The organism is Prevotella aff. ruminicola Tc2-24 (assembly GCF_900110895.1).
GTDB lineage: Bacteria > Bacteroidota > Bacteroidia > Bacteroidales > Bacteroidaceae > Prevotella.
The window spans coordinates 221,856-248,389 of record NZ_FOIQ01000004.1; the positions used below are offsets into that span (position 1 = coordinate 221,856).

Annotated in this window: 19 protein-coding genes and 1 tRNA gene; 13 read left to right on the plus strand and 7 right to left on the minus strand. The window is 47.3% G+C overall.

Features of this window, described 5'->3' with window-relative positions:
• The first annotated feature begins 3 nt into the window (after nt 1–3).
• Entirely contained in the window at nt 4–2,262 is a 2,259-nt protein-coding gene (locus BMY63_RS09070; protein WP_091900866.1) for a cation:proton antiporter, read from the plus strand.
• A gap of 3 nt (nt 2,263–2,265) precedes the next feature.
• Here BMY63_RS09070 and pepT read toward each other — a convergent pair whose 3' ends face one another.
• Nucleotides 2,266–3,489, minus strand: coding sequence for a peptidase T (pepT, locus tag BMY63_RS09075; protein WP_091916102.1), 1,224 nt, complete (start codon nt 3,487–3,489; stop codon nt 2,266–2,268).
• A 154-nt stretch (nt 3,490–3,643) separates the two neighbouring features.
• On the opposite strand from pepT, the gene BMY63_RS09080 reads away from it, so the two are divergent.
• On the plus strand, nt 3,644–4,390 hold the full coding sequence (locus tag BMY63_RS09080) for an acid phosphatase (protein ID WP_091916104.1): 747 nt from the start codon (nt 3,644–3,646) through the stop codon (nt 4,388–4,390).
• Between the two features lie 81 nt (nt 4,391–4,471).
• Here BMY63_RS09080 and BMY63_RS09085 read toward each other — a convergent pair whose 3' ends face one another.
• From BMY63_RS09085 to BMY63_RS09105, 5 genes are read right to left on the minus strand one after another with little or no spacing between them, the layout of a single operon-like run.
• Complete coding sequence (locus tag BMY63_RS09085; protein WP_091900860.1) at nt 4,472–7,591, minus strand: type I restriction endonuclease subunit R; 3,120 nt, start codon at nt 7,589–7,591, stop codon at nt 4,472–4,474.
• 3 nt (nt 7,592–7,594) lie between these two features.
• Nucleotides 7,595–8,896 carry an ApeA N-terminal domain 1-containing protein gene (locus BMY63_RS09090; RefSeq protein WP_091916106.1) on the minus strand — a complete coding sequence of 434 codons (1,302 nt, stop codon included), beginning with the start codon at nt 8,894–8,896 and terminating at the stop codon, nt 7,595–7,597.
• 5 nt (nt 8,897–8,901) lie between these two features.
• The gene (locus tag BMY63_RS09095) at nt 8,902–9,432 is read right to left on the minus strand and encodes a hypothetical protein (RefSeq protein ID WP_091916108.1); all 531 of its coding nucleotides are present in this window, start codon (nt 9,430–9,432) and stop codon (nt 8,902–8,904) included.
• Between the two features lie 2 nt (nt 9,433–9,434).
• Nucleotides 9,435–10,688, minus strand: a complete 1,254-nt coding sequence (locus tag BMY63_RS09100; protein WP_091916110.1) for a restriction endonuclease subunit S — start codon at nt 10,686–10,688, stop codon at nt 9,435–9,437.
• Nucleotides 10,685–12,397 (minus strand): type I restriction-modification system subunit M, encoded by a 1,713-nt coding sequence (locus tag BMY63_RS09105; RefSeq protein ID WP_091916112.1) that lies wholly within the window; start codon nt 12,395–12,397, stop codon nt 10,685–10,687. Before BMY63_RS09105 ends, BMY63_RS09100 begins: the two co-directional genes overlap by 4 nt.
• Before the next feature lie 476 nt (nt 12,398–12,873).
• On the opposite strand from BMY63_RS09105, the gene BMY63_RS12345 reads away from it, so the two are divergent.
• The 3 genes from BMY63_RS12345 (at nt 12,874) to BMY63_RS09115 (ending at nt 15,113) form a co-directional block, all read left to right on the plus strand.
• Nucleotides 12,874–13,023 carry a hypothetical protein gene (locus tag BMY63_RS12345; protein ID WP_176771085.1) on the plus strand — a complete coding sequence of 50 codons (150 nt, stop codon included), beginning with the start codon at nt 12,874–12,876 and terminating at the stop codon, nt 13,021–13,023.
• A gap of 917 nt (nt 13,024–13,940) precedes the next feature.
• Nucleotides 13,941–14,606 carry a hypothetical protein gene (locus tag BMY63_RS09110; protein ID WP_091916114.1) on the plus strand — a complete coding sequence of 222 codons (666 nt, stop codon included), beginning with the start codon at nt 13,941–13,943 and terminating at the stop codon, nt 14,604–14,606.
• 126 nt (nt 14,607–14,732) lie between these two features.
• The gene (locus BMY63_RS09115) at nt 14,733–15,113 is read left to right on the plus strand and encodes a (deoxy)nucleoside triphosphate pyrophosphohydrolase (RefSeq protein ID WP_091916117.1); all 381 of its coding nucleotides are present in this window, start codon (nt 14,733–14,735) and stop codon (nt 15,111–15,113) included.
• Nucleotides 15,114–15,290: 177 nt separating this feature from the next.
• Here the strand turns inward: BMY63_RS09115 and BMY63_RS09120 are convergent.
• Nucleotides 15,291–15,364, minus strand: a tRNA-Arg gene (locus tag BMY63_RS09120).
• A gap of 235 nt (nt 15,365–15,599) precedes the next feature.
• On the opposite strand from BMY63_RS09120, the gene asnA reads away from it, so the two are divergent.
• The 8 genes from asnA to mreC all read left to right on the plus strand — a co-directional run bounded on the left by asnA (nt 15,600) and on the right by mreC (nt 26,529).
• Nucleotides 15,600–16,637 carry an aspartate--ammonia ligase gene (gene asnA / locus BMY63_RS09125; protein ID WP_091900825.1) on the plus strand — a complete coding sequence of 346 codons (1,038 nt, stop codon included), beginning with the start codon at nt 15,600–15,602 and terminating at the stop codon, nt 16,635–16,637.
• Nucleotides 16,638–16,828: 191 nt separating this feature from the next.
• Nucleotides 16,829–19,972 (plus strand): SusC/RagA family TonB-linked outer membrane protein, encoded by a 3,144-nt coding sequence (locus BMY63_RS09130; RefSeq protein ID WP_091916119.1) that lies wholly within the window; start codon nt 16,829–16,831, stop codon nt 19,970–19,972.
• 14 nt (nt 19,973–19,986) lie between these two features.
• Nucleotides 19,987–22,053, plus strand: coding sequence for a RagB/SusD family nutrient uptake outer membrane protein (locus BMY63_RS09135; RefSeq protein ID WP_091916121.1), 2,067 nt, complete (start codon nt 19,987–19,989; stop codon nt 22,051–22,053).
• Between the two features lie 295 nt (nt 22,054–22,348).
• Entirely contained in the window at nt 22,349–23,491 is a 1,143-nt protein-coding gene (locus BMY63_RS09140; RefSeq protein WP_256218993.1) for a rhamnogalacturonan acetylesterase, read from the plus strand.
• A gap of 45 nt (nt 23,492–23,536) precedes the next feature.
• Complete coding sequence (gene rhaM, locus BMY63_RS09145; protein ID WP_091901137.1) at nt 23,537–23,854, plus strand: L-rhamnose mutarotase; 318 nt, start codon at nt 23,537–23,539, stop codon at nt 23,852–23,854.
• A gap of 145 nt (nt 23,855–23,999) precedes the next feature.
• Nucleotides 24,000–24,593, plus strand: coding sequence for an IMP cyclohydrolase (locus tag BMY63_RS09150; protein ID WP_091916125.1), 594 nt, complete (start codon nt 24,000–24,002; stop codon nt 24,591–24,593).
• A gap of 39 nt (nt 24,594–24,632) precedes the next feature.
• Nucleotides 24,633–25,655, plus strand: a complete 1,023-nt coding sequence (locus tag BMY63_RS09155) for a rod shape-determining protein (protein ID WP_091900814.1) — start codon at nt 24,633–24,635, stop codon at nt 25,653–25,655.
• A gap of 7 nt (nt 25,656–25,662) precedes the next feature.
• Nucleotides 25,663–26,529, plus strand: coding sequence for a rod shape-determining protein MreC (mreC, locus tag BMY63_RS09160; protein WP_091916127.1), 867 nt, complete (start codon nt 25,663–25,665; stop codon nt 26,527–26,529).
• Nucleotides 26,530–26,534: the final 5 nt, after the last annotated feature.

Consider the following 26,534-nt stretch of genomic DNA (forward strand, 5'->3'; position numbering starts at 1 on the left):
AGAATGGCAGCACTCCCGACGATGATTCAAGACCTGGCCCTGATCCTGATGGTGGCCGGTATCGTGACGCTTATATTCAAGAAGTTAAGACAGCCGCTTGTGCTGGGCTATATCGTGGCCGGCTTCCTGGTGAGTCCTAACATGCCTTATACGACCTCTGTGGTCGACTCTGCCAATATCCATCTGTGGGCCGACATCGGTGTGATGTTCCTCTTGTTCTCCTTAGGACTGGACTTCTCGTTTAAGAAGATCCTGAAGATGGGCGCCTCACCTGTCATCTCTACCTGTACCATCATCTTCTGTATGTCGATACTTGGAGTCTGTGTGGGACATTCCTTCGGCTGGGAGAAGATGGACTGTATCTTCCTGGGCGGTATGCTGGCCATGTCGTCGACGACGATTATCTATAAGGCCTTCGACGATCTGGGTCTGCGCCAGCAGCAGTTTGCCGGACTGGTAATGAGTGTGCTGATACTCGAGGATATTCTGGCCATCGTAATGATGGTGATGCTGAGTGCCATCGCCCGAGGACAGGACCTCGAGGGTGGTCAGATGCTTGAGGCCGTGGTGCGTATCGGTTTCTTCCTGGTGCTATGGCTGGTCGTGGGCATCTTCGCCGTACCGTTGTTCCTGCGTTCTGTCCGTCGTCTGATCAATGGCGAGGTGCTGTTGGTCGTCTCCTTAGGACTGTGCTGTGCCATGGCCGTCTTCTCCACGAAGGTCGGCTTCAGTTCCGCCTTTGGTGCGTTCATCATGGGAAGCATCTTGGCCGAGACCGTCGAGGCCGAGCGTATCGAGCGCCTGGTCGAGCCAGTGAAGAACCTCTTCGGTGCTGTGTTCTTCGTGTCGGTGGGTATGCTTGTCGATCCGAGGATCCTGGTCGACTATGCCCTGCCGATAGTCGTGCTGGTGCTGACGATCCTGATCGGTCAGGCCGTGTTCGGCACCTTCTCCTTCATGCTGGGCGGTGAGTCGCTGAAGTCGGCCATGCGTTGTGGCTTCTCCATGTCGCAGATCGGTGAGTTCTCGTTTATCATCGCCTCGTTGGGCTTGTCGTTGGGTGTGATCAGTCATTTCCTATATCCTGTGGTCGTGGCCGTCTCCGTCATCACCACGTTCCTCACCCCATATATGATACGCTTGGCCACCCCAGCCTATAACCATCTGGAGCATCATCTGTCCGAACGAATGGTCCGTTCGCTTAACCATATGTCGATGAGTCATCCTCATACCCAGGAGCAGAGCAAGTGGAAGCGTTTGCTCACGCAGATGACTATCAACACACTGATCTATTCCATCCTGTCGTCGGCCACCATCGTCCTGATGTTCACCTTCGTGCTGCCCTTTATGCGGAAACTGCTGCCAGGATGGGAACTGCATTGGTATGCCAATGCCATCACAGGCATCCTCACCGTACTTATGATCTCTCCCTTCCTCCGTGCCATGGTCATGAAGAAGAATCATAGCGAGGAGTTCAAGGGTTTGTGGAAGGAGAGCAGCCGCAACTATTTCCCGTTGCTGTTCACGATACTGGTGCGCATACTGATTGCCGTCAGTTTCATCTTCTATATCTGTAACTATCTGAGTCGTTTCACCAACGCTCTGATGATCACCATCGGCTTCGTGGTCATCATCCTGATCATCTTGTCGCGCCGCATCAAGCATCGTAGCATCGCTCTGGAGCGGCTCTTTATCCAGAACCTCCGTTCACGTGATATCGAGGCCCAGGTGCATGGAAAGAAACGTCCGCTCTATGAGGGGCGCCTGCTGGATCGTGATATTCACATCGCCGACTTCGAGGTGCCGTCTAACTCGACCTGGATGGGTAGTACGCTGAAGCAGCTGAACTTCGGTCAGAAGTATGGTGTCCATGTGAGTAGCATTCTGCGTGGTGGTCGTCGCATCAATATCCCTGATGGCGACTGTGTCATCTTCCCTGGTGATGTCCTTCAGGTGATTGGTAGTGATGCGCAGTTCACGGCCTTCCGCGAAGCCATGGAGAGAGAGCAGTGGGGCGTTGACCCTGAGTTGGAGAAGCGCGAGATGAAGCTACGCCAACTGATCATTGCCAGCGACAGTCCGTTTATCGGAAAGACACTCATCGAGAGTGGTATCCGTGAGACCTACAGTTGTATGGTCGTGGGTCTTGAAGAGGGAAAGGAAAGCCTTTCGGCCTACAGACCCAACAGGAAGTTCCAGGTAGGCGACATCATCTGGGTGGTAGGAGAGCGCGACTCGTTGGCCGCCCTCCTCGACACCTGACGATCAGTCGTTGAAGCCAGCCGTCAGCTCGCAGATCTTCACGACGACCTGCATGGCTTTCTCCATCGACTGGATGCTCACAAACTCATAAGGTCCGTGGAAGTTCACGCCTCCAGCGAAGATGTTGGGGCAGGGCAGACCCTTGAAGGACAGTTGGGCACCATCCGTGCCGCCACGGATAGGTTTCACCTTAGGCGCCACACCACAGTCCTGCATGGCGTGTAACACCAGGTCGATCACATGCATCTGTGGATCGATCTTCTCCTTCATATTGTAATATTGGTCCTTGATCTCGGCTGTCACCGTTCCCTCACCGTATTTCTCGTTCATCTGCTCGACGCAGCTCAGCATCATGCGCTTGCGGTCCTCGAACTGCTCACGGTCGTGGTCACGGATGATATAGCTCAGCTTGGCCCCCTCGACGTTCGACTGGATGCCCAGCAGATGGTAGAAGCCCTGATAGCCCTCAGTGGCCTCTGGCGTCTCGTCCTCGGGCAGCAGCCTGGCAAACTCAGCGGCCAGGTTGTTGGCATTCACCATCTTCCCCTTGGCATAGCCCGGGTGCACGCTCACGCCCTTGATATGAATCTTCGCGCTGGCAGCGTTGAAGTTCTCGAACTCCAGCTCGCCCACGTCGCCGCCGTCCATCGTGTAGGCCCACTCACAGCCGAACTTCTCTACGTCGAAATGGTGGGCACCCATGCCTATCTCCTCGTCGGGGTTGAAGGCGATGCGGATATTCCCATGAGGAATCTCCTGGTGGTCGCGCAGATAGCACATCGCCTGAACGATCTCGGCGATGCCGGCCTTGTCGTCGGCTCCCAGCAGCGTGTGTCCGTCGGTGACGATCAGGTCTTCGCCCACGTGCTTCAGCAGCTCAGGGAATTTCTTCGGACTGCTGACGATGCCCTCGGAGAGCAGGATGTCCGAGCCGTCGTAGTTCCTGACGATGCTGGGCTTGATGTCGGCGCCAGAGCAGTCGGGACTGGTGTCATAGTGCGATATGAAGCCGATGGTAGGGATGTCACCCTTGGTGTTGGCCTTCAGTGTGGCGTAGATATAGCCCTTCTCGTCCATCTCTACGTTGCTGAGGCCCTCGTCCTCAAGCTCCTTCTTCAGGTATTCTGCGAAAACAAGTTGTTTGGGGGTACTGGGCACGCTGTCGCTCTCTTCCGATGACTGCGTGTCGAACTTCGTATAGTTTAAAAAACGTTCAGTAATATCCATATCGGTTGCAAAAATACGAAAAAGGAATCAGATAAACGAGGAAAATCCTCTTTTTATCTGTTTTTTGGGGGAAAAGTGAAATAAGATCTTTTTTTGTCGTATCTTTGCAACTCACAGTCAACTATTAAATATTAAAACAACAAAAACAATAACGATGAAACAGAAACCTCTCTGGATGCTTATTGTCATCCTTCTTTTCTGCGGTATGACGGCTCAGGCCCAGAGTGCCGACAAACAAGAATCCAAGCCCTATCTGTCAGTGAGACAGCTGCCCGACCTTCTGAAGTGGTTGCCTGCCCCTCCTGATACTACCAGCGAGGCGTTCGTTCACGATATCATGCGTTATATGTGGGGCAAGACCCAGCGTCTCGACTCCGTCCGTGCTGCCATCGCCATCCGCGATGCCGTCTGGGATATCGACTCCACCCTTGCAGCCTATTATGTGCCCTTCGGTATGGAGATCACCAAGGAGAAGACCCCCGAGATCTATACCCTGATGGAGAGAAGCATCAAGACCTGCGACCAGATTGGCGGCAAGGCCAAGTGGTTCTACAGACGGAAACGTCCGTTCCAGCGCATGCACGAGCATATGCTCACCCGCCACGAGGAGCCCGGCCTCGTCCACAACGGCTCCTATCCCTCTGGTCATACCATCCGCGGATGGAGTGCCGCCCTGTTGCTCTCCGAGATCAATCCGGCAGCAGCCGACACCATCCTGGCCCGTGGTATGATGTATGGCGACAGCCGCGTCATCGTCGGCGCCCACTGGCAGAGCGATATCGACGCAGGCCGCCTGGCCGCAGGTGCCGCCTGTGCCGCCCTCCACACCAGTCGGGAGTTCCTCGACCAGTTGGCCAAGGCCCGTGCCGAGTTCCTTCGCCTCACGGCCAAGAAAGATTAGTATTCTTTAATCTATATAATGCCCCCGAAAGATAAATCACAATCTTTCGGGGGCACTATATCTCTTGAGCAATCAATCTCATTAATCCTCTTTGGGTTTAGAGAGTGGCTCTGCAGCCATTCCTTGAAGAGAGTCTTCTTCAACATCCTGCATGTTGATCTCCTTCACCTCTCCGATAGGAGTGTTCCTGTAGTTCAGATACATGGCCTTGGCCATTTCGCTCATCACGCGCTTATAGAACTGCTCATCCTCGAAGAGCTTCGAGAAGGCATCCATCTGTTCCATATAGCACTTCTGCGCCACCTTGTCGAACTCTTTGGGGAAAATGCTGGTCTCGAACATCTGGGCGTCGTTGTTCTTGGCCTGTTTCTTCAGGGCCTTGCCAGATCTCACCATCTTGTCGTAGATGGTTTCCACAATCACCCTGTCGGCCTCCGTGAACTTGCCGGCATACATGATGTTAATCTTCTCGATGATATTTGCCAGCAAGTCTGTCTTTTCTTCAGGTTTCTTACCTTGTGTGCCCTTTTCAGGATTCACCGTCTTGTCTTTCTCCGTTGGCTTCAGTTCAATGGATCCAGAAAAGGTCTCAGTCAGTTTGTTATTGATCAGTGCCAGTTTGTTGCTCAGATCTACTTTCTCGTGCGCTTTCTTTGGAATAATCCGATAGAAGAACTCCGCAAAGATATAAGACTTATACAGTTCTCTATCGAACGTGCGCACCACCTGCGCCATATAGGCATAGAAGCGGATGAAGTTCTTCAGCAACGAGCGGACCTTAAACTGTTCGTCCTCCACCAGAGTTTCATACGCTTGCAGGGCTGGTTTCAGAGCCGAAGCCAGTTTACCCATATCCTTGTCGCCTTGCTTGCGCTTGGCGTAGATCTGATAGACCTTCTCCTCATCGTCAGTGTTCCACAGATGATATTTCTTCAACTCCGTGTCGTATTCATACACCACGTTCACATCCACGGCATCGCTCAGCAGGGTTTCCTCATAGAACGGCTGGAACGACTTCTTGATGTCATCAGCCGTATTGATAAAGTCCAGAATATAAGTGTCCGTCTTTCCCTTATGACTCCGATTCAGTCGTGACAGCGTCTGCACGGCCTTTACGCCTCGCAGTTTCTTATCCACGAACATCGTATGCAGCAACGGCTCATCAAAGCCCGTCTGGTACTTATCAGCCACAATCAACACATTATACATATCGCTATTGAAGAACAGCGGCAACTGCTTCTCCGATATCTTCTGCTCATCCGTGCTGTTCAGTTTGCTCTCCGTATATTCCTCGCCCTGATATTTCACAGTACCAGAGAATGCAATCAGCGGACGCACATCATCGTAGCCCATCTTCTTGCAATACTCCTTCAGTAGGAACAGATACCTCACCGCATGGGCTCTCGATGGCGACACAATCATGGCTTTGGCCTGGCCGTCAATCTTCGAAAGCGTAATATCACGCAACTTCTCCACCATTACTTCTATTTTCTGCTGCAACACAAAGCCGTGCGTGTCGTGATAGTTCTTGATGGCCCTCGTAGCTGGCATTTCCTCATACTCAGGATTCTCCGATATGGCTTTGGCTATCTCGTAACTCGTCTCGATGGTGGTATAGTACTTTAATACATCAAGGATAAAGCCCTCGTCGATGGCCTGACGCATGGAATAATGATGGAAGGCATCATAGGTACCATCAGTTTTCATCACGCCAAAGGTCTGTAGCGTCTTTGGCTTGGGCGTAGCCGTGAAGGCGTAGAAATAGAGGTTCTTGTGCTTGCCCTGTGCCAACAGCGTTTCTGTCATCACATCCATGCTGTCCTTCAGCTCTTCTTCCGTCTTCTCTTCCCATGCCGCCATCTCTCTCAGCGCCTCGTCAGTATCGGCCAGCGCCTCTTTCAGTTTCTCTGCACTCTTACCGCTCTGCGAACTGTGAGCCTCGTCAATCACAATAGCAAAATTCTTCTGAGCATGTCCGTCCAGTTCTTTATAGATGAGTGGGAAACGATGAATAGTCGTAATGATGATACGTTTCTTGTCGTTGATGGCATCCTTCAGTTTCGAAGAGTTATCGCTATCCGTGATGGTCTCTATCTGTCCCAACTTATGGTCGAAGCCCAGGATGGTGTCTTGCAACTGATTGTTCAGAATCCTTCGGTCTGTCACCACAAACACCGACTGGAACATCTCTTTATCTTCCAGGTTATGCAGCGATGCTAACCTGTAGGTGAGCCAGGCAATGGAGTTCGACTTTCCACTACCGGCACTATGCTGGAGCAACCAACTCTTGCCCTCCTTCTGGGCCTTCGTGTCGGCAATCAGCTTTTCTACAACATCCAACTGATGATAACGTGGGAAGATGATCTTCTTCGATTCTGTGGTTACCTTCTTGCCATTCACCAACTTCACCTTCTTCTCTACCTGCAGACTGATATAGCGTTGCAGCAGTGCCAGCAGCATATCCCTACGCAGCACCTTTTCCCACAAATAACTTGTTGGATAGCCATCAGGATTGGCAGGATTGCCACCATCACCAATATTACCAGCACCATTACTGCCCTGATTGAATGGCAGGAAGAACGTGTTTTCGCCTTTCAACTCGGTGGTCATAATCACCTCCTCCAGATCCACGCCGAAGTAAGCCAGTATGCGGTTGTTGAACTGGAACAAGGGTTCTTTGGGGTCGCGATCGTACATATATTGGTGTTTGGAGTTCTCCACCGTCTGATTAGTGAACTGGTTTTTCAGTTCCAAGGCCACGAGGGGGATTCCGTTTACAGACAGCACCATATCGATGGAGTTTTTGTTCTCTGCCGAATAAAAGAACTGACGGGTTTCTGTCAGGATATTGGCCTTGTATTTCTCAACCAACTCCTCATTCAGTCCTGATGCAGGCTCGAAATAGACGAACTTCAATCCGATGCCGCGGTCTTTGATACCATTTCGCAGCACATATATCAAACCATTTTGCGCCACATTGCTCTGGAATATCTTATAGAGCTGCTGTCGAGCCTGTTCGCCATAGATATTCATATAGCGTTCCCATTGTTTGGGTTGTGTCTTCTCGATAAACTCAATAAGGGTAGACATGTCTATGGCCTTTTTCTTGTCATAGGTCCACATATTGCCCTTCACATAGCCGCCTTCACCCAGCAGCCAGCTCTCAATATCCTGTTCGAAATTCTTCTCTTTCGTTTCCATACGCTAATCTATTTCAAGAGGAAATGAATCTATTATCTGTGATATTGGCGACTGCTCACAACAAAGATTGATTTCCTTGTTAGTCAGTCCCAACATATTGAGTATGCAGCAAGTAAGCAATATCTTGCATTTTTCGGTCAGCCAATACAAGTCCCAGCCCTCTACCGCAAAAGGTTTATCTTTATCTAATAAAAGATGAGAATATTTATCTCGAGATTGCGTTAGTACTTTGGGGTCTATTTTACATTTCCGTACACAATCCACATCTTTAAATTGTTCAAGCAATGTTTTTATCCCAAGTTCATATCCACGACGACCTATTATATTCTTTTCATTTACAAACCTTTTATAATATCCGTCCAACGCCTGAGCAATAATTAGGAAATCTGGCACATCAAACCGATTTTTTTTCTGAAGAGAATCAATCAGATAACCACTTATTGGTGCAACCTTATCAAAATTATCATGCCATAAGGACAACATTGAAGGTAGTTTATCTTTTAGTTGAACAAACTTTATCAATGATGAAAAAGCAGGATCTTCTGAAGGTTCTTGTTTTACCAACAACTTACAGGTTTCTCTAATGTCCCCATTTCTGTCCAAAAACTCTACTTCCGAACAATGTTGCTCAGTATATAATGCAACTGAAAGGAACTGTTCAAACTCACTTATTAATTTTAAATAATAACCTAAAGATTTTGGTTGGGGTGTTTCGATCTCAAAGAAAGGTTTCATATTGATTTTATATCCTTCTATACTACTTTCAATTTCATTTCTATGGAATAATTCCAAATGAGTTCCATTGTCAATAGTAACATCAGATAACTTTCTTTCATTAAATGCAGCATTTAATTGGAAACTGTTTTCTCCAAAGTTCGCAGTAACAAAATGCTGTGTTTCGTTAAACATCCAATTATTCAAATATGGAAAGTAGACTACACATTTTTTTGTCCAATCTTCAGTTGGTGATAGAACATGCTCACCGGTAAGTATTACTCCTACGGCATATGTTACGTTCGTGAAATCGAAACCACGTGTTTCTCTCATGGCAACATTAAACAACGTAAAGATATTACCATTAGAATCTCTACCCCATAGAACCTTATTATACTCATAATGGCTATAATGATAACCACTGGGCACATGGTATATTTCCAAAGTGGAATCTTTATCCCCATAATATGTCAAGGTACCAGTATATTTACTCTCACCGCCTTCTGGCAAAGTCATAAATATGCTATTGGTTGGATCAGCCTTCGCCGGCACCCACCATTCGCCATGAAATATCTGAGGATTCTTGCTCATACACACTATTTGTTTAATTTACTTTCTATTATAGTATTAAGTGGCGATTTTATAATGATACTATATGAATCCGAAGATTCATTTATACTAATCCAACTATTAATCATATCATCACCAAACAGAATCATCTGAACCTGTGAGATAAACATACAATTCGAGAGTTTATCTTTGATAATATATACATCGGGATAACAACTCTTTTCACTTTTATTTATAACTTCTTGCAATAGTTCTTGGTCATTTCTGCTCAATCTATCATACACAAATTGAGCCTGCAATTCTCTATCATGCGTTCTTTTGACATTTTGCTCTTGATCATATTTTGCATTTGCTTTGTTCACTTTCCTTATTTGATAAGCATTATACAGATGAACGATGAACCTACTAATACAATAAATCGAGCACAATAATGCAATGATTTTAAAATAGATGATGTCTGGGTGGTAATATAATAATATCCAACCCGTTACTGCCAATGAAAACATCAAAGTATTAAAATCGGCTTTTTTAAATATGTTCAAGAAACTCCAATCCATAATTATATCACTTCTTTTTTACCAGTTACATATTCGTATATCACGCTCTTTTTATAGTCCTTCAGCTCCTCTATCTTCGCTTGCTTAATAGCTATCAGAGCATCGATTTCTGCGCATTTAGTGTCAAGATAGGAGGCGATGGATTGTTGCTCGGAGAGAGGAGGCATTGGTAAATAAAACAACTTCAATTGGTCAGCTGGAAGTCTCCATCTTCCCATACCAGAAACACCTTGTCCAAGATGATAAAAGATCTTTTCTTTATAGCATGTTTGGAAAATTTTCAAGTAATAAGACAGGGATATTTGAGTTTTATCTATTGCTCTAAAGACACGATAATCAGGACTCGTCACTCCAACTTGTTTTGAACAATCAACGTAACCAGTCAATAAGTCCATGTGATTCATAACATAATCATGTACATCTACTAACTGATATTTTGAATAGTCTTGAGCTATTTGTCCCTCGTTCTTTGTAAGGTCTTTAACTTTTATACCATTTTGAGTTACAGATAAAACATCATATCCCAATGTGCCCGCTATGATTTTCTTAATCACAAAGATTCTTCTAAATTGATGTAGGTTCCAATGCTCTGGCACTTCTCCAATCCAATCAATCCCACTATCCTTCATAGGCACATCAGGATTTAGGCCTTTGGTGACAGCCTCGGTGATGACAGATTGCTTATAGGCTTTCAGTTCCTCTATCATCTGCTCTTGCAGGGCTATCATCTCATCCACCTCACCACATACCTTATCTAAATAGTTGGCTATCTTTTGCTGCTCAGAGGGAGATGGAAGATAGAATGAATAGGTATTCAAGTCTTCTATTCGTAAAGAAGGTTGCATATGGGATGGAATAAGTGATTTTTGATAGTCGAACAGTGAAATCAATAAAAAGTAGAAAAATGTATTATTGATATCCAATTTCTTCTTTTTCATAATCAAACAGTTCTGAGAAAGCGAAAAACGCCCCCTCAGAATCTTTGGAGTCATGACTTTTGCACCGACTGTTGTTGTAAATAGACATTCATCAATATCATAATCAAAAGTGTCAATACACCCCATCACACCCTCGTTTTCTGTTTGTCCACTATATACAGGAAATACACCTGGATGAATACCAATATAATCTTTTGTATATTGTTGAGCGTTCTTTCCTTTTTCAAATATGTAAATATATTTAAGGAAAGAGTATTTCCACTCCTTCGGAATCTCGCCAATCCACTCAATGCCGCTATGTTTCATTTCCCAGCTCATCGTCCCATGATTTTAGCCATTAACGCACTCTCCTGCTGCTCCAGCTCCTGCAGATGGGCAAAGATTTCTTCGCTCTTGCGAGGTGCCACATATTTATAGAACTCACGGGTGAAAGGAATTTCGTAGCCTATCTTGCTGGCTTTCATGTCCACCTTTGCCTCTGGTGCGTAGGGATAGACATTCTTTTGCATATAGGCCTCGATGTCTTCCTTGAAGGGCACATTCTCTGTGTCTTTCTTTTTTTCTGGCAGTTTGATAGCCACCTTGGTGAACTTGAAGTCGTCGCAGTCCTTCACCTTGCTTTCTACAGTCAGTTCACCGTCTTCATACACGCCATCCTCAAAAGCCATATAAGCATTGGCTATCAGGTCGATGCAGCGGTCGGTAAACTCATTGCGCTTGTTGCCCAACGACTTGCGACGCTTCTCGCAGCACTTGCTGGCATCAATCAACTGCACCTTGCCTGTGCGCTCTGGCTGCTTGTCTTTGGTGACAATCCAGATGTAGGTGGCAATACCCGTGTTGTAGAACATATCGTTGGGAATCTGCACGATGGCTTCCAGCCAGTCGTTGTCGAGCAGATAACCACGGATATTGCTTTCGCCACTACCAGCATCACCCTTGAATAATGGTGAGCCGTTCTGAATAATCGCCATACGCCCCGTATCTTTCAGCTTGGCAATGCCATTGAGCATAAACAACTGCTGACTGTCGCCAATGGCAGGCAAGCCAGGGGCAAAGCGACCTGCATCGCCACGCTTGTGCTCTTCCTCCACCTTGCTCTTCTCGTTCTTCCACTCAATGCCAAAGGGCGGATTCGAGATGATATAATCGAAGGTGTAGCCCTCGAATTTATCATCGCTCAGGGTGTTGCCGTGACGCATATTTTCTGCATCGCCACCCTTGATCAGCACATTGGCCTTGGCAATGGCGAAGGTCTGCTCGTTTAGCTCCTGTCCGAACTCGGTGATCTGTGCCTCAGGGTCGATCGCCAACAACTTTTCAGAGAGACAGTCGAGCATCTGACTGGTACCCATCGCCATATCGTAGACAGTAGCCGTTACACCCTCTTTTTCAAGTTGGTCGCGTTGCGGAGCCACCAGCATCTCTGCCATCAGATAGATGATGTCGCGAGCGGTGAAGTGGGCTCCTGCCTGCTCGTCATAACTCTCAGAGAACTTGCGTACCAGTTCTTCGAAGATGTATCCCATATCGACCGCGCTGATCTCGTCGGCACCCATATAGGCTTTCTTTGAGCAGAACTCCTGAATCACATTGTAGAGGATGCCGTTGTGGTCGAGTTTTGTGATTTCCTTGTCGAAATCGAACTTCTCGATGATATCCACCACATTCTCAGAAAAATGGTTCAGGTAACTGCGGAAGTTGTCGGCAATATTATCTGCATCTGACAGCAACCCCTCAAACGTAAAGGGAGAGACATTATAAAAGTCATAGCCGGAGGCAGTAGTCAGAAAGCCCTTTCTTACGGCCAGTCCCCGCTGCTCGCAAAGGTCATTGGCCTTCAGCACCGCCTCCTTGGTGGGGGCCAGCGTATCAGAGAAGCGCTTGATGACACACATGGGCAAGATGACATTGCCATACTCGTGGGGTTTATAGGTTCCCACCAGTTTATCGGCTATGGCCCAAATGAGGTTGGCCTTCTCCTGTATATTGACGGTTGTTCGTTTCTGTAAATCTTCTGTTGACATGTGTTATGATATATGTTTTAGGATCAACTCGTGAAAATCATCGCAAATATACAAATTTTTTGGTGAAATAAAGAATCTTTGTGTACATAATATCTTAGGAAAGGGGAAATTACTTAGAATTTCCCCGACAAAGTGTTGCTTATGACTTGGGCCGAGGTCAAGAACATCGGAGATGAGAGCGTAGGCGCGAGTTTGGGGTGATTTTGCTATTAGCTTGATAATGAGGCGGTTATGCCTATGTAAGAAAGAGGGGGGATCTTTCCCTCAAAGAGATAGGGTCTATGAGTCGTGGAGATAGGGTTTACGAGTGAAAGGGATTATCTCTATACCCTATAAGGGATTATCTCTTTCTCTCGTAAGTGCCATTCCTTACAGTCTTGGAGATTATCTCGTCAACTATAAAGAGGCGGGTTTGGTCGGAGTAAACCCAATCGTTACTCCGGGCAAACTAAAAGTCTATTGCGACTGAACTGAAAATGAACTTTTTCTTGACATCAGGCGTGACCCTTCTGGTGGTACTGTCGTGCCAGCCAGTGGTTCAGCAGGGCGAAGAACAGCAGGCAGATGAGCGTGGGAACGACGAGGCTCGTGCTCGGAGCGCATGTTGTGATTCGTCAATGGAATGAAATGATTGTAACCGTCGCGTATTGGCCTGCTATGCCATAGGGTTGCGTCCCCTAAGTCATAGGGTCAGGCCAGCTATGTCATAGGGTTGCATCCCCTAAGTCATAGATTTAGGCTTGCTAAGTCATAGGGTTGCATCCCCTAAGTCATATGGATATTGTCTCAGAATGTCAAACATCGCTTTTCTGCCCCGGTTGTCATCACCCCCATTTTTTGTTGTTAGACAGCATAGCTATTCTGTTCACGCTGCAAAGATACAACAAACAAAAATAGGGTCCGTGACAACAGTTATCACGGAAAATGGCAAGAAACCCGAAAACTTTCATTTCTGTTAGCAAAGTTTAACAATTGGACCCCTTCTGACCCCCTCCAAGAGCCCCTGTCGGGCTGTTGAAACCGGCCAAGTCATAGGAAAACCGTCGTCGAATGATAAAAAACGCTTTTTAGCCGTTCTCGTTGGTTGGGGCCTCGGTGAAGGTCGCTTCAAACCGCCCCTCATACTACCTTCTCTCTCGATGAGAGAAGTACGTATGGGGGCTTGAAGCCTTCACCTCGGCCGACTGCCAAATGACCCCGTTGAAGGGCGTTGATGTACCTTTGTCGCCTCCATGATTTAGAAAAGGCAGAAAAAGTATGATATTCTGAAATGAAATTTGTATTTTTGCAGCAATATACTCATCGAATTATGCCGAACAATAATCAAGTAAATAGATGTTTGTATATAGCAACTATTAAGGAGTTTCTGCAAGAGAAGCCTCTGGCTGTGCTTGGCTCGATTCATAACAACTATCAGTCATAAATAGCTATTTCGGAATTATTTGTAAGTCTTAACTAAAAATTTTTGGTCACAGGGTATTTTCGACTGTACCTTTGCACAGAATTCTAACAACTCATTAGTAAATAATTATCAATAATAAATATGACAAGATTAATTGATGCCTTAAAAGACTTTGAGACTACAGCTAACAAAGTCTCAAATGAAACAGAACTTCAGAGCCTTTTTGAAAGACTTGCTCCTGTATTTCTTTATGGCGGTTATATTAACGTTCGTAATGATTACAAGGTGTATATTAGGACTGTTGAATTCTATTTTCATAGCGAGAAGGAAAACGGAATACATGACCCCATTGTATATCATCGAAATGGAAGAGATTTAGAAGAGGTTCCATATTTCCCTCTTATGTTTTTACATGCACATTCTTCAGGCTTTGATATCTCCTTTGAAAGCGAAATAGGAGAATATAGAGCATCAGCTTTGATTAGATCCTATGAAATAATAGCCAACGATGGCTCGTATTTAAAATGGGAAAAAGTTGATGATTCAAAAGATGCCAAAAGTATGTTTAGAAAGTATACTGATTATAGGTATAATACACAATCTACCTATCTTTATACATTATTAAATGGCTTCCCTCTTGGAAATAGCAATGATATAAAATGGGTAGATTCTCCACGAGAATCAAGAATAAATCCAGGAAAAACACGTCAAAATGTATTTCTATCAAAATCGGAATTGGAATATAAGCCTATTGAGGGGAGAAAGTGTGAACGTAAATGGAGTTTTACAAGAGAAGAATATGTATAATTTAAGAATTCCATATGAATGTAGAAAAGACCTCTAACTGGAATATCCTCAATGGAATCTATTATGCCTATCACAGCCTGATGGATACGGTGTTCTATCTTTCTAATTGATAAAATATGAACTGTAATGAAACAAATAGAAGTAGTAGCTGCAATTATTCGTAAGGGAGATCAGATATTCGCCACTCAGCGGGGATATGGTGAGTGGAAGGACTGGTGGGAGTTTCCTGGGGGAAAGATGGAGGCCGGGGAAACGCCGGAGAAGGCTCTGATACGGGAGATCCGAGAGGAGCTGTCTACGGAGATCAGCGTGGATGAGTTTCTTTGTATGGTGGAGTATGATTATCCAAATTTTTCTCTAACCATGCACTGCTATCTTTGTTCGCTACTAATGGAGGCGCTGCATCTGAACGAGCATGAAGCGGCACGGTGGTTGTCGAAAGATGAACTTGATAGTGTGAAGTGGTTGCCAGCGGATTTGGAAGTGGTAGAGAAATTGAAGAAATAGGTTTCATTGTTGGAATTGACTTCGTCTTTCCCGTAGGCTGGCGCCTGCCATCCTATGTGATCCCGTTGGGATTGACTTCGTCTTTCCCGTAGGCTGGCGCCTGCCATCCTACAAAGAAAAAAGGAGCCTTAAATATTTGAAAGTGAACTTTCATATTTAATTCTCCTTTTTCCTTCGTGATCCCGTTGGGATTCAAACCCAAGACCTTCAGAACCGGAATCTGACGCTCTATTCAGCTAAGCTACGGGACCCTGCTTTTGAAAAGCGTATGCAAAGGTACGACTATTAATTAAGAATGAAGAATAAGGAATTAAGAATTATGATTTGTTAACGGGCTTCCGCTCGTGCAAAATGTTAGCGGATATTATCAATTTGTGTCATTTTGCAAAATAATTGTTTCTTTTCGCTTGCGTTTTAATAATAAATGTGTACCTTTGCAGCGGCAAATGCCACAGCTATAAACTAGAATTAAGTATCATCTAAAATATGGGACAAATCATCAAACCTGTGAAATATGAGGCGCTGCTTGATATGAAGCAGACTGAGCAGGGTATCAAACTAATCAAGGAATTCTTTCAGCAGAACCTTTCTACAGAACTGAGACTGCGCCGCGTGACGGCTCCTCTGTTCGTGCTTAAGGGACTTGGCATCAACGACGACCTGAATGGCGTGGAGCGGGCAGTGTCGTTCCCTATCAAGGATCTGGGTGACGCACAGGCTGAGGTGGTTCACTCGCTGGCCAAATGGAAGCGGCTGAGTCTGGCCGAATACAAGATAGAACCTGGCTACGGCATTTATACAGATATGAATGCTATCCGTGCCGATGAGGAACTCGACAACCTGCACTCGCTCTATGTGGATCAGTGGGACTGGGAGGCCGTGATACGCAAGGAGGATCGTACGCTCTCCTTCCTGAAGAATGTGGTAGAGCGTATCTATGCGGCTATCCGTCGTACGGAGTATCTCACCTGTGAGACGTATCCGCAGATCAAGCCTTTCCTGCCTGAGAAGATCCACTTCATCCATGCCGAGGAACTGTTGAAGATGTATCCGGATAAATCGCCAAAGGAGCGTGAGGATGCCATCTGTGAGGCTTACGGTGCCGTATTTATAATAGGTATAGGCGGTAAACTGTCGAATGGCGAGAAGCACGACGGACGTGCACCAGACTATGACGACTGGTCGACGGTGGCCGAGAACGGTAAGCAGGGCCTGAACGGTGATATCCTGATATGGTATCCTGTGCTGGGACGCTCGTTCGAACTGTCGTCGATGGGTATCCGTGTCGACAAGGACTCCCTGCTCCGTCAATTGAAGATGGAGGGCAAGGAGGAGCGCGAACAGCTTTACTTCCATCAGCAACTGCTCAACGACAAGCTGCCGCTCTCCATCGGCGGCGGTATCGGACAGAGCCGTCTGTGCATGGTGTTGCTCCATAAAGGACATATCGGTGAGATACAGGCCAGCATCTGGCCCGACGATATGCGTCAGGCCTGCAAGAAGCTGGGAATGAACCTGATTTAGGCATCATCATTATCAGGTATAGAGACCAAATGGGGTCGGTTCATAGGAGCCGACCCCTAATTTTTGATTTTCTTCTTTGATTTTTGATTTATTTGGGTATTTGCAGAAATATTGTATATGGAAATTGGGAGAAAATGTTACCTTTGCCTTCACTTTAACAACTCTTACTAATTTTACTAACCATTAACTGTATGAGAAAACTTTATGTTACAGACAAGTTCGGGAGGGGCGTATCTGTGCTCCACCGACTGATGTTCTTGGCCTTGATGGTGCTCTGCACGTCTAGTGCATTCGCCCAGAAGCAGGTGTCGGGAACTGTAGTTGATGCTGCCGGTGAACCGATTATCGGAGCCAGCGTCATTGTGAAGGGAACTTCTACTGGTACAGTGACCGACCTTGACGGAAACTTTATCATTAAGAACACACCCGAGAATGCTAACCTTTTGATCTCCTATGTGGGGTATCGCAACCAGACGATATCCGTGGCAGGAAAGACACAGATCAACGTGACGCTTGAGGAAGACCGTCAGCTGCTCGACGAGGTCGTCGTGGTAGGATACGGTGTCCAGAAGAAAAGCGACGTGACAGGTGCGCTGGCACACATCGATTCCAAGGAACTGACCCAGATGCCTGTGAGCAATGCTTTGCAGGCTATGCAGGGTAAGGCTGCCGGTGTGGATATCACCAATAGCCAGCGTCCTGGTGAGGTGGGCTCCATTACGGTTCGCGGTCAGCGTTCCATCGGTGGATCTGATGGTGCAAAAAACGACCCGCTCTATGTGGTCGATGGTATGATCATCCAGAACGCTGGTATCGAGAATCTCAACCCTGCCGACATCGAGTCGATCGAGGTGTTGAAGGACGCTTCCTCAACAGCTATCTACGGTAGCCGTGGTGCTAACGGCGTGGTGCTCGTGACGACCAAGAAAGGTAAGGAGGGTAAGGTGACTATGAACTATTCAGGAACTCTGACCGTCTCCTCACTTCATAATGTATCTGAGATGATGAACGCAGCCGAATGGCTGAAGTACTCTCGCTATGCCTATTATAATAGTGGTGCATATGGCGACGGTACACCTAACTACGATCTTGACTATAAGCTCTATGGTAATGTGCCTGCTTCTTGGGCCAATATCGAGAAGGGCTGGAGTGCAGACCACTCTTCTTTCGACTACTCAAAGGTGGGTTCTTATGACTGGGAGAGCGAAGGTAAGCGCACGGGTATTGCCCAGGAGCATACACTGAGTGCTTCAGGTGGTACGGATAAGTTCAAGGGCTATGGCTCATTTGGTTATCTGAACGAGAAGGGTGTAACACCTGGTCAGAGCTACCAGCGCTTCACATTCAACACCTCGTTCGAGGGTAAGGTCCTGCCTTACTTCACCATGGGTATGACGATGAATGCTTCTTATGGTACGCAGGAGTATGGTTATAGCTTCACGAAGTCGACCACTGGTGCAGGTGACTACTACAACGCCCTGCGTGGTATGCTGCCTTGGTCTGTGCCTTACGATGCGAATGGCAATTTCATCGAGTATCCTACAGGTGATGTGAATATCCAGAACCCCATTGACGAGTTGAACTATACCAAGAACCAGCGTAAGAACTTCCGTATCAACGGTAGTGCATATGCTCAGCTCGACTTCGGTAAGATCTGGTTGCCATTAGAGGGCCTGAGCTATCGTATCCAGTTCGGACCTGAACTCCAGTACTTCCGTCTTGGTACAGCGAATGCCGCTGAGGGTATTAACGGCGCAGGTCGCAACCAGATTGTCTATAATCCCTATCAGCGTGTGGCATGGACGCTTGATAATATCGTCAGCTATAACAAAACGATCGCCGACATCCACAGCATTGGTGTTACTCTGTTGCAGTCGGCTTCCGACTATCATTATGAGGGAGGTAATATCCGTGCTAACGTGGCTACTGCAGAGGAACTCTGGTACAATGCTCACTCCAAGAATGATCCTACTGACTATTCTACAGGTCTGACAGAGTCTTCGATGACTTCTTATATGGCTCGTATCAACTATTCGCTGATGGACCGTTATCTGCTTACTGCTTCTATGCGTTGGGATGGTGCCTCTCAGTTGTCTGAGGGTCACAAGTGGGCTAGCTTCCCATCACTATCTCTTGGTTGGCGCATGGAACAGGAGAAGTTCATGCGGAACATAAAATGGATCGACCAGTTGAAATTCCGTGTCGGATGGGGTGTCTCTGGTAATGCTGCCATTACTCCTTATGCTACGAAGGGCTCTGTTCAGGACCTCACATATACGTGGGGCGATAAGACGGATGTTGGCTATGTTCCTTCTGACCCGAACGCGAAGAATCCTGCTCTTATGGCTAACAAGAACCTGAGCTGGGAGAGGACTTATCAGTGGAACTTCGGTCTTGACTATAGCTTCCTCTCCGGACGTCTGGGTGGTGCCGTTGACGTGTATACCACGAAGACAAAGGACCTGCTGATGGCAACCAGCATTCCTTCACCCAATGGTTATCTCGCAACAATGGCTAATGTCGGTGAGACTTCTGGTTGGGGTATCGACCTGCAGATTAATGCCCTGCCCGTGAAGACCAAGGACTTCGAGTGGAGCACCATTCTTTCTTGGTCGCTTGATCGCAATAAGATCGAGAAACTGGCTAACGGCGTAACTGAGAATATCAACAAAAACTGGTTTGTCGGTGAGGAAATCGGTGTCTATTATGACTATGTCTATGATGGCATTTGGAAGACCTCTGAGGCTGAGCAGGCTGCTGTGTATGGCCGTAAGCCTGGTCAGATCCGAGTTAAGGATCTGAATACAGATGATAAGATCGATGGTAACAACGACCGTACTATTGTAGGTAAGATTCGTCCTCGTTGGTCAGGCGGTTGGCGCAACACCTTCACTTATAAGGAGTGGGAACTCTCTTGCTTCATCTTCGCTCGCTGGAAGTTCACCGTTCCTCAGGGTTCAGTTAACCTCGACGGTCGTTATGCCATGCGTAAGCTCGACTACTGGGTAGCCGGTGAAAACGAGAACGCAGAGTATTATGGACCTGGTACTAATGGTCAGTCACAGGATACCTATGCTAGTTCTATGAACTATCAGGACGGCTCTTACATTAAGATGCGTAACATCTCCCTGGGCTACAACTTCACCGGAAAGCAGTTGGCTCCCCTTGGCATCAACTCTTTGAAGCTCTATGTCCAGGCCATGAACCCATTCACAATTTATTCAAAGTGCGACTGGCTGGATACAGATATGATGAACTATGATAACAATGCCAGACACTTTGGTACTACAACTACTATCCGAAGCTGGGTGTTTGGTCTTAACATTGGATTCTAAAAGAAGATAGCAATATGAAACTCAATAAAATTTTTCTTGCGGCACTGATTGCCGGTACGGTGGGGGTGTCGTCTTGTAAGGAGGATTTCCTCGATGAGACACAGATTACTCAGCACGATACTGAGTACTTCAAGACACAGGATGGCATCGATGCCCTTGTGACAGGTGCCTATCAGACCTTGAAGTTCCGTTATGAGTACCAGTGGGCCTATAAGATGTGGCACATGGGTATCGACGAGTTTACAGGCGGTAACAACGATATGGCCGACTACAACCACTATAGTTCATCCTTGAACTCTACTCAGGGTGATCTGGCTACGGTATGGAACACCTATTATGGACTGATAGAGCAGACTAACATCGTTATTCAGAATACGCCTCTGTATTATAATCAGTCGAACGCAAACTATAACACCCGTCTGGGTGAAGGTTACTTCCTGCGTGCCTATGGCTACTTCGAGCTTGTGAAGCTTTTCGGTGGTGTTCCCCTGAAAGTGGAACCAGCCAACGGAAAGATCCAGACTTACTTCACACGTGCTTCTGAGGAGGAGTGCTACAAACAGATTATCTCAGACTTTGAGCAGGCTTACAATCTGTTGCCTACCACTGCCAGTCAGATCGGTCGTATCACCAAGAGTGCTGCCGCCCACTTCCTGGCAAAGGCTCACCTCTTCCGTGCCTCTGAGGGCTGCGACAGTTGGAATGGCGCCTATAAGAGTGGTGACCTCGAAGCTGTGATCAAGTATGGTAAGGAGGTGCTTGCTGCTCATCCCTTGTGTGCTAATTTCCTCGATCTGTGGAACTACACCAAGCCCAATGATGTCAATGAGAGCGTCAGTGAGGTGGTGCTGGCTGCCCAGTTCTCTGATAACAGCGACTCATGGGGACGTTTCGGTAACCAGATGAGCCTCTGCTATCCTTCTGTTTACCAGAACCTCGCAGGTTGTGTTCGTGATATCTCTGGTGGTCGTGAGTTCTGCTATGTCAGTGCTACGGAATATGCCATGGAAGTGTTTGACCGTGTGAACGACTCTCGCTTCTGGAAGTCGTTCATCACTTGCTACGGCTGCAACAAGAGTGGTGACGCTCCTAAGTGGGATGCCTCGCAGGCTGCCTATTTCCCTGAAGGTGCTCAGGCCAGTGAAGGGCGTTTCAAGGGTGGCGAGATCGGCATCAAGTATATCGTCAATGCTCCTGAGGATAAGCGTTTCACCGATATTGACGGAACGCGTTCTCAACTCGGTGTGCTGAAAGAGGGTAAGCTGGAGAATACCCATACCTTCATCCGTTACTATGCTGACGAGTCGTTCAGCTGGAACGTTAAGAAGGAGGAGCGTACAGGTAACTACTACACGCTTTATCCTCATAACCGCAGTGTGGCTCTCTCAAAGTATCGTGACGGTTCTCGTAATGGTTATAACTCTCAGTTCGGTTGTCGTGATGCCATCACAGCCCGTTCGGCAGAGGACGCCTTGATGGTTGCCGAGGCCTATATCCGTCAGGGAGAGGCTCAGTATGCTAATGCTCTCGTTTATCTGAACATGCTTCGCGACCGTGCTGGATACTATGCTGGCGAAGATCGTTCGAAGAGTCCTGATGGTGGTCAGGCTTATAAGAATAATTCTCTTGGAACAGGTGTCGCCAATCTTGATGGTGCCATCTACACTGACGAGAATACCTACTATGAGTCGAACAATATTGCAGAGACCACGGCAGAGACTAAGAGCGTGATGCATCTGAACAGTGTTGATGATGTCTATAACATGCCTAACGAGCAGCGTATCTACAAGGCTCTTAACTGTAACTCTAATGCCGAGAAGATGATGTGCTTCCTGCTCGACGAGCGTAGCCGTGAGTTGATCGGCGAGGGACACCGTTATGAGGATCTCGTACGTACTCGTACGCTCGATGCCCGTTGGCATGCATTCAACGATGGCGCAGGTCAGGGTATTGGTAACTTCGATCCCTCAAAGCACTACTATCGTCCTATTCCGCAGTCGTTCCTCAATGATATTACAAACGAGGATGGTTCTAGTCTGACTGCAGAACAGAAACAGGCTATGCAGAATCCTGGATATTAATTACATAAGCCATAAAGAAGAAAGGCTCCACACTCCTTGGTGAGTGTGGGGCTTTTTTTGTGATGCTTCGTGGAGTGGCCAACCATGAGGAAATGTCAATCGGAACAAAGTTTCGAGTTAGAATATCAAAAAACAAAGTTCGTTTCTGCGGATATGATGTATCTTTGCCATGAATTGTTATGATGAGTGAGATAACGGAATGAAACGTTTAGGTTTTGATGGCAGACGGCATTGTAGGGGTGTGAGGATGATCACACGACCTGCAATGCTGTGTCTGTTGGTATTGGCGTGTCCGATGGGGACGTATGCTCAGACAATCGTGGATAGCATATTGAATAAGGTGAGCGATAAGCCATTCTACTTCTCCGTGCCTGTGGAGGACGGAAACTACAAGGTGACGGTGACGCTGGGCTCTCGGAAAAGGGCGGCGCAGACCGTGGTAAGGGCTGAGTCGCGTCGCCTGATGGTGGAGAGCGCCGTAACGCGGAAAGGGGAATACGAGACTTATAGCTTCATCGTGAACAAACGATCGCCAAGGATTACGGATGCGATGAGGGTGAGACTGAAGCCTCGTGAACTGACGTATCTGAACTGGGACGACCAGCTGACGCTGGAGTTCAATGGCGCAAGACCTGCGGTAAGATCTGTTCGTATAGAACGTGACACCACGGCTGTCACCGTCTTCCTATGTGGAAACTCCACGGTGGTCGATCAGGAGCAGGAGCCATATGCCAGTTGGGGACAGATGATTCCCCGCTGGTTTACAGATAAGGTCGCTATATCCAACCATGCGGAGAGTGGACTGAGTGCTCGTACGTTTATTGCAGGTAATCGTCTGGAGAAGGTTCTTTCTATGATGAAAAAAGATGACTATGTGTTCTGTGAGTTCGGACATAATGACCAGAAGGAGAAAGGGCCGGGCGATGGCGCATATTACCATTTCTCTTATCAGTTGAAGATCTTCGTGGATCGGGTCAGGGAGAAGGGCGGACACCTGGTGTTCGTAACGCCAACTCAGCGTCGTTTCTTTGACGAGACGACCAGAAGTCGGATTCAGGAAACACACCTTGACTATCCTGATGCGATGCGTGCTGTGGCTCAGCGTGAGGGCGTTCCGGTGATAGAACTACATGAGATGACGCGCGATTTCTTTGAGACACTGGGTTACGAGGGCAGCAAAAGGGCCTTGGTGCACTATCCGGCCGGAACATTCCCTGGGCAGGATCAGGCTTTGGCAGACAATACGCATTTTAATCCTTATGGTGCCTATGAGGTGTCGAAGATGGTGGTGATGGGGATGAGGCAATTGGCGCTCCCTATCGTGAGGAATCTTCGGTCGGATTGGATAGATTACAGCCCAAAATATCCTGACAGTTCTAGAGCTTTTATCTGGTACCCTGCCGATAGAATGGATATGACGAAACCTGACGGGAATTAGATGAGGCCTGTAGGCAGCAGAAAACAATCAAAAGAGATAATAGATATGAAACGATTCGCGTTTAAGATGTACCTGAAACCTGGTTGTGAGAAAGAGTATGAACGGCGCCATGCGGCCATCTGGCCCGAACTGGTCAGAATGATTAAGGACGGCGGAGTGAGCAATTATTCCATCTATTGGGATAAGGACACTAACATCCTCTTCGGCTATCAGGAATGTAGTGGTGATGGTAATTCTCAGGATACGGATAATGTGGATCCCATCACGCAGAAATGGTGGGATATGATGGCCGATATCATGGAGGTGAATCCAGACAATTCGCCTGTCACGATACCCATTCAGGAGGTGTTCCATCTTGATTAGCATTGTGGCCTGATTGACGTATCTTATTTTTAACACGGGTTAATCTATTTTTCATACTGAAAATGAGGATTAATCCGTTTTCTTTTTGTATCTTTGCACGCGAAATTAAAATAGCGCATTTTATTATAACGTTATAAGAAAAAATATGGCTGATACAAAGAAGATTAAGACCGCATTGGTGTCGGTATTCCACAAAGACGGACTTGATGAGTTGCTTAAGAAACTGAATGATGAGGGCGTGAAGTTCCTGTCAACCGGTGGTACACAGAAGTTTATAGAGTCACTCGGCTATGAGTGCCAGAAGGTAGAGGATGTGACAACCTATCCTTCTATCCTCGGCGGACGTGTGAAGACGCTTCACCCGAAAGTGTTCGGAGGTATTCTCGCACGTCGTGAGAACGAGGGTGACATCGAGCAGATGAAGCAGTATGAGATTCCTGAGATCGACTTGGTCATCGTGGATCTCTATCCCTTCGAGCAGACGGTTGCCAGTGGTGCTTCTGAGGCTGACATCATCGAGAAGATCGATATCGGTGGCATCTCTCTGATCCGTGCTGGAGCCAAGAACTTCAAGGACGTGGTGATCGTACCGAGCAAGGCTGAATACAGTGTACTCCTCGATATCCTCAACAAGAAGGGTGCTCAGACAGACATCGAGGATCGTCGAATGTTTGCCACCCGTGCCTTCGGCGTGAGCTCACATTACGATACGGCCATCCATAGCTGGTTCGCAAAATAATTGAGATTAAGTATTTAGAATAGAAATATAAAGACTATAATGGGATTTTTTAGTTTTGTCCAGGAGATTGCAATGGACTTGGGTACTGCCAATACGATTATCATCAGCGATGATAAGATCGTGGTTGACGAGCCGTCGGTCGTTGCTCTTGACCGCCGTACCGATAAGATGATTGCTGTCGGTAATGAGGCAAAGATGATGTATGAGAAGACTCATGAGAACATTCGTACCATCCGTCCGCTGCGCGACGGTGTGATTGCCGACTTCTCTGCTTGTGAGCAGATGATGCGTGGCCTGATTAAGATGGTGCACACGGGTAGCCGTCTGTTCTCACCTTCACTCCGTATGGTAATCGGTGTCCCCTCTGGTTCTACCGAGGTGGAGCTCCGTGCTGTGCGCGACTCTGCGGAGCATGCCGATGGGCGTGACGTCTATCTGATTTTCGAGCCGATGGCTGCTGCTATCGGTATTGGCATCGACGTGGAGGCTCCAGAAGGTAATATGATTGTCGATATCGGTGGTGGATCGACGGAGATCGCCGTGATCTCACTCGGTGGTATCGTCAGCAATAACTCCATCCGTACGGCTGGCGACGACCTGACAGCCGACATTCAGGAGTATATGTATCGTCAGCATAACGTGAAGGTCAGTGAGCGTATGGCCGAGCGTATCAAGATTCATGTGGGTTCTGCCTTGACCGATCTGGGTGAGGATGCTCCTGAGGACTTTGTGGTACACGGTCCTAACCGTATCACAGCCCTGCCTATGGAGGTGCCTGTATGCTATCAGGAGATTGCTCACTGTCTTGACAAAACGGTCTCGAAGATTGAGAACGCTGTACTGTCGGCATTGGAGAACACACCTCCCGAGCTTTATGCCGATATCGTGAAGAACGGTATCTATCTGGCAGGTGGTGGCGCTCTGTTGCGTGGTCTTGACAAACGTCTCACCGATAAGATGCATATCCAGTTCCATGTACCTGAGGATCCTCTCCACAGCGTGGCTAAGGGTGCTGGTATCGCATTGAAGAATGTAGATAGGTTCTCGTTCTTGATGAGATAATCCGGAAATGCGCAACCTGCTGGATTTCCTGAGAAAGTATCATCACTGGTTTATTTTCATCTTATTGGAAGTGGCCAGTGGTGTTCTGTTGTTTCAGTACAACAGCTATCAGGGTAGTGTCTGGCTGTCGTCGGCCAATGCCATGGTCGGCAAAATCTATCAGTGGGAGAGTGAGGTGACCTCGTTCTTCTCTATGTCAAAGGCCAATAAGGAACTGGCACTCCGTAACATCTATCTGGAACGTCAGGTAGACCAGTTACGGCGACTGTATACGGATCTGACGAAGGATACAACGGTGATGGAGCGCGATGAGCTTCAGTTCCTGAGTCAGTATAAACTGATTCCTGCTAAAGTGGTTGACAACTCCCTGAACAGGGAAGAAAACCTGATGACCATCGATAAGGGCCGTGCCGACGGTGTAGAGGTGGATATGGGAGTGGCTTGCGGAAACGGTGTGGTAGGCGTGGTCTATCTCGTCTCAGAGCACTACTCAGTGGTCATCCCCGTGTTGAACGCTTCTTCGTCGCGCATCAGTTGTTCGATCCGTAACCGCGGCTATTTCGGTTATCTTCGCTGGTATGGCGGCGATCCTTCTGTGGCATATGTGGAGGATGTGCCTCGTCATGCGAAGTTCAGTCTGGGTGAGTGGGTCGTCACCAGCGGCTTCTCGTCGATATTCCCTTCTGGTGTGCTGGTTGGCAAGATCGAGCAGGTATATAACTCTCATGACGGACTGTCGTATAAGTTGAAGGTGCGACTCAGCACTGATTTCGGCTGTGTACGCGATGTCTGTGTGATCAGTGACAAGAGTATTGCTGAGCGTGCTGTACTGATGCAGGCCGCTCGTGATTCTATCAATATCAAACAGAAATAGACAAA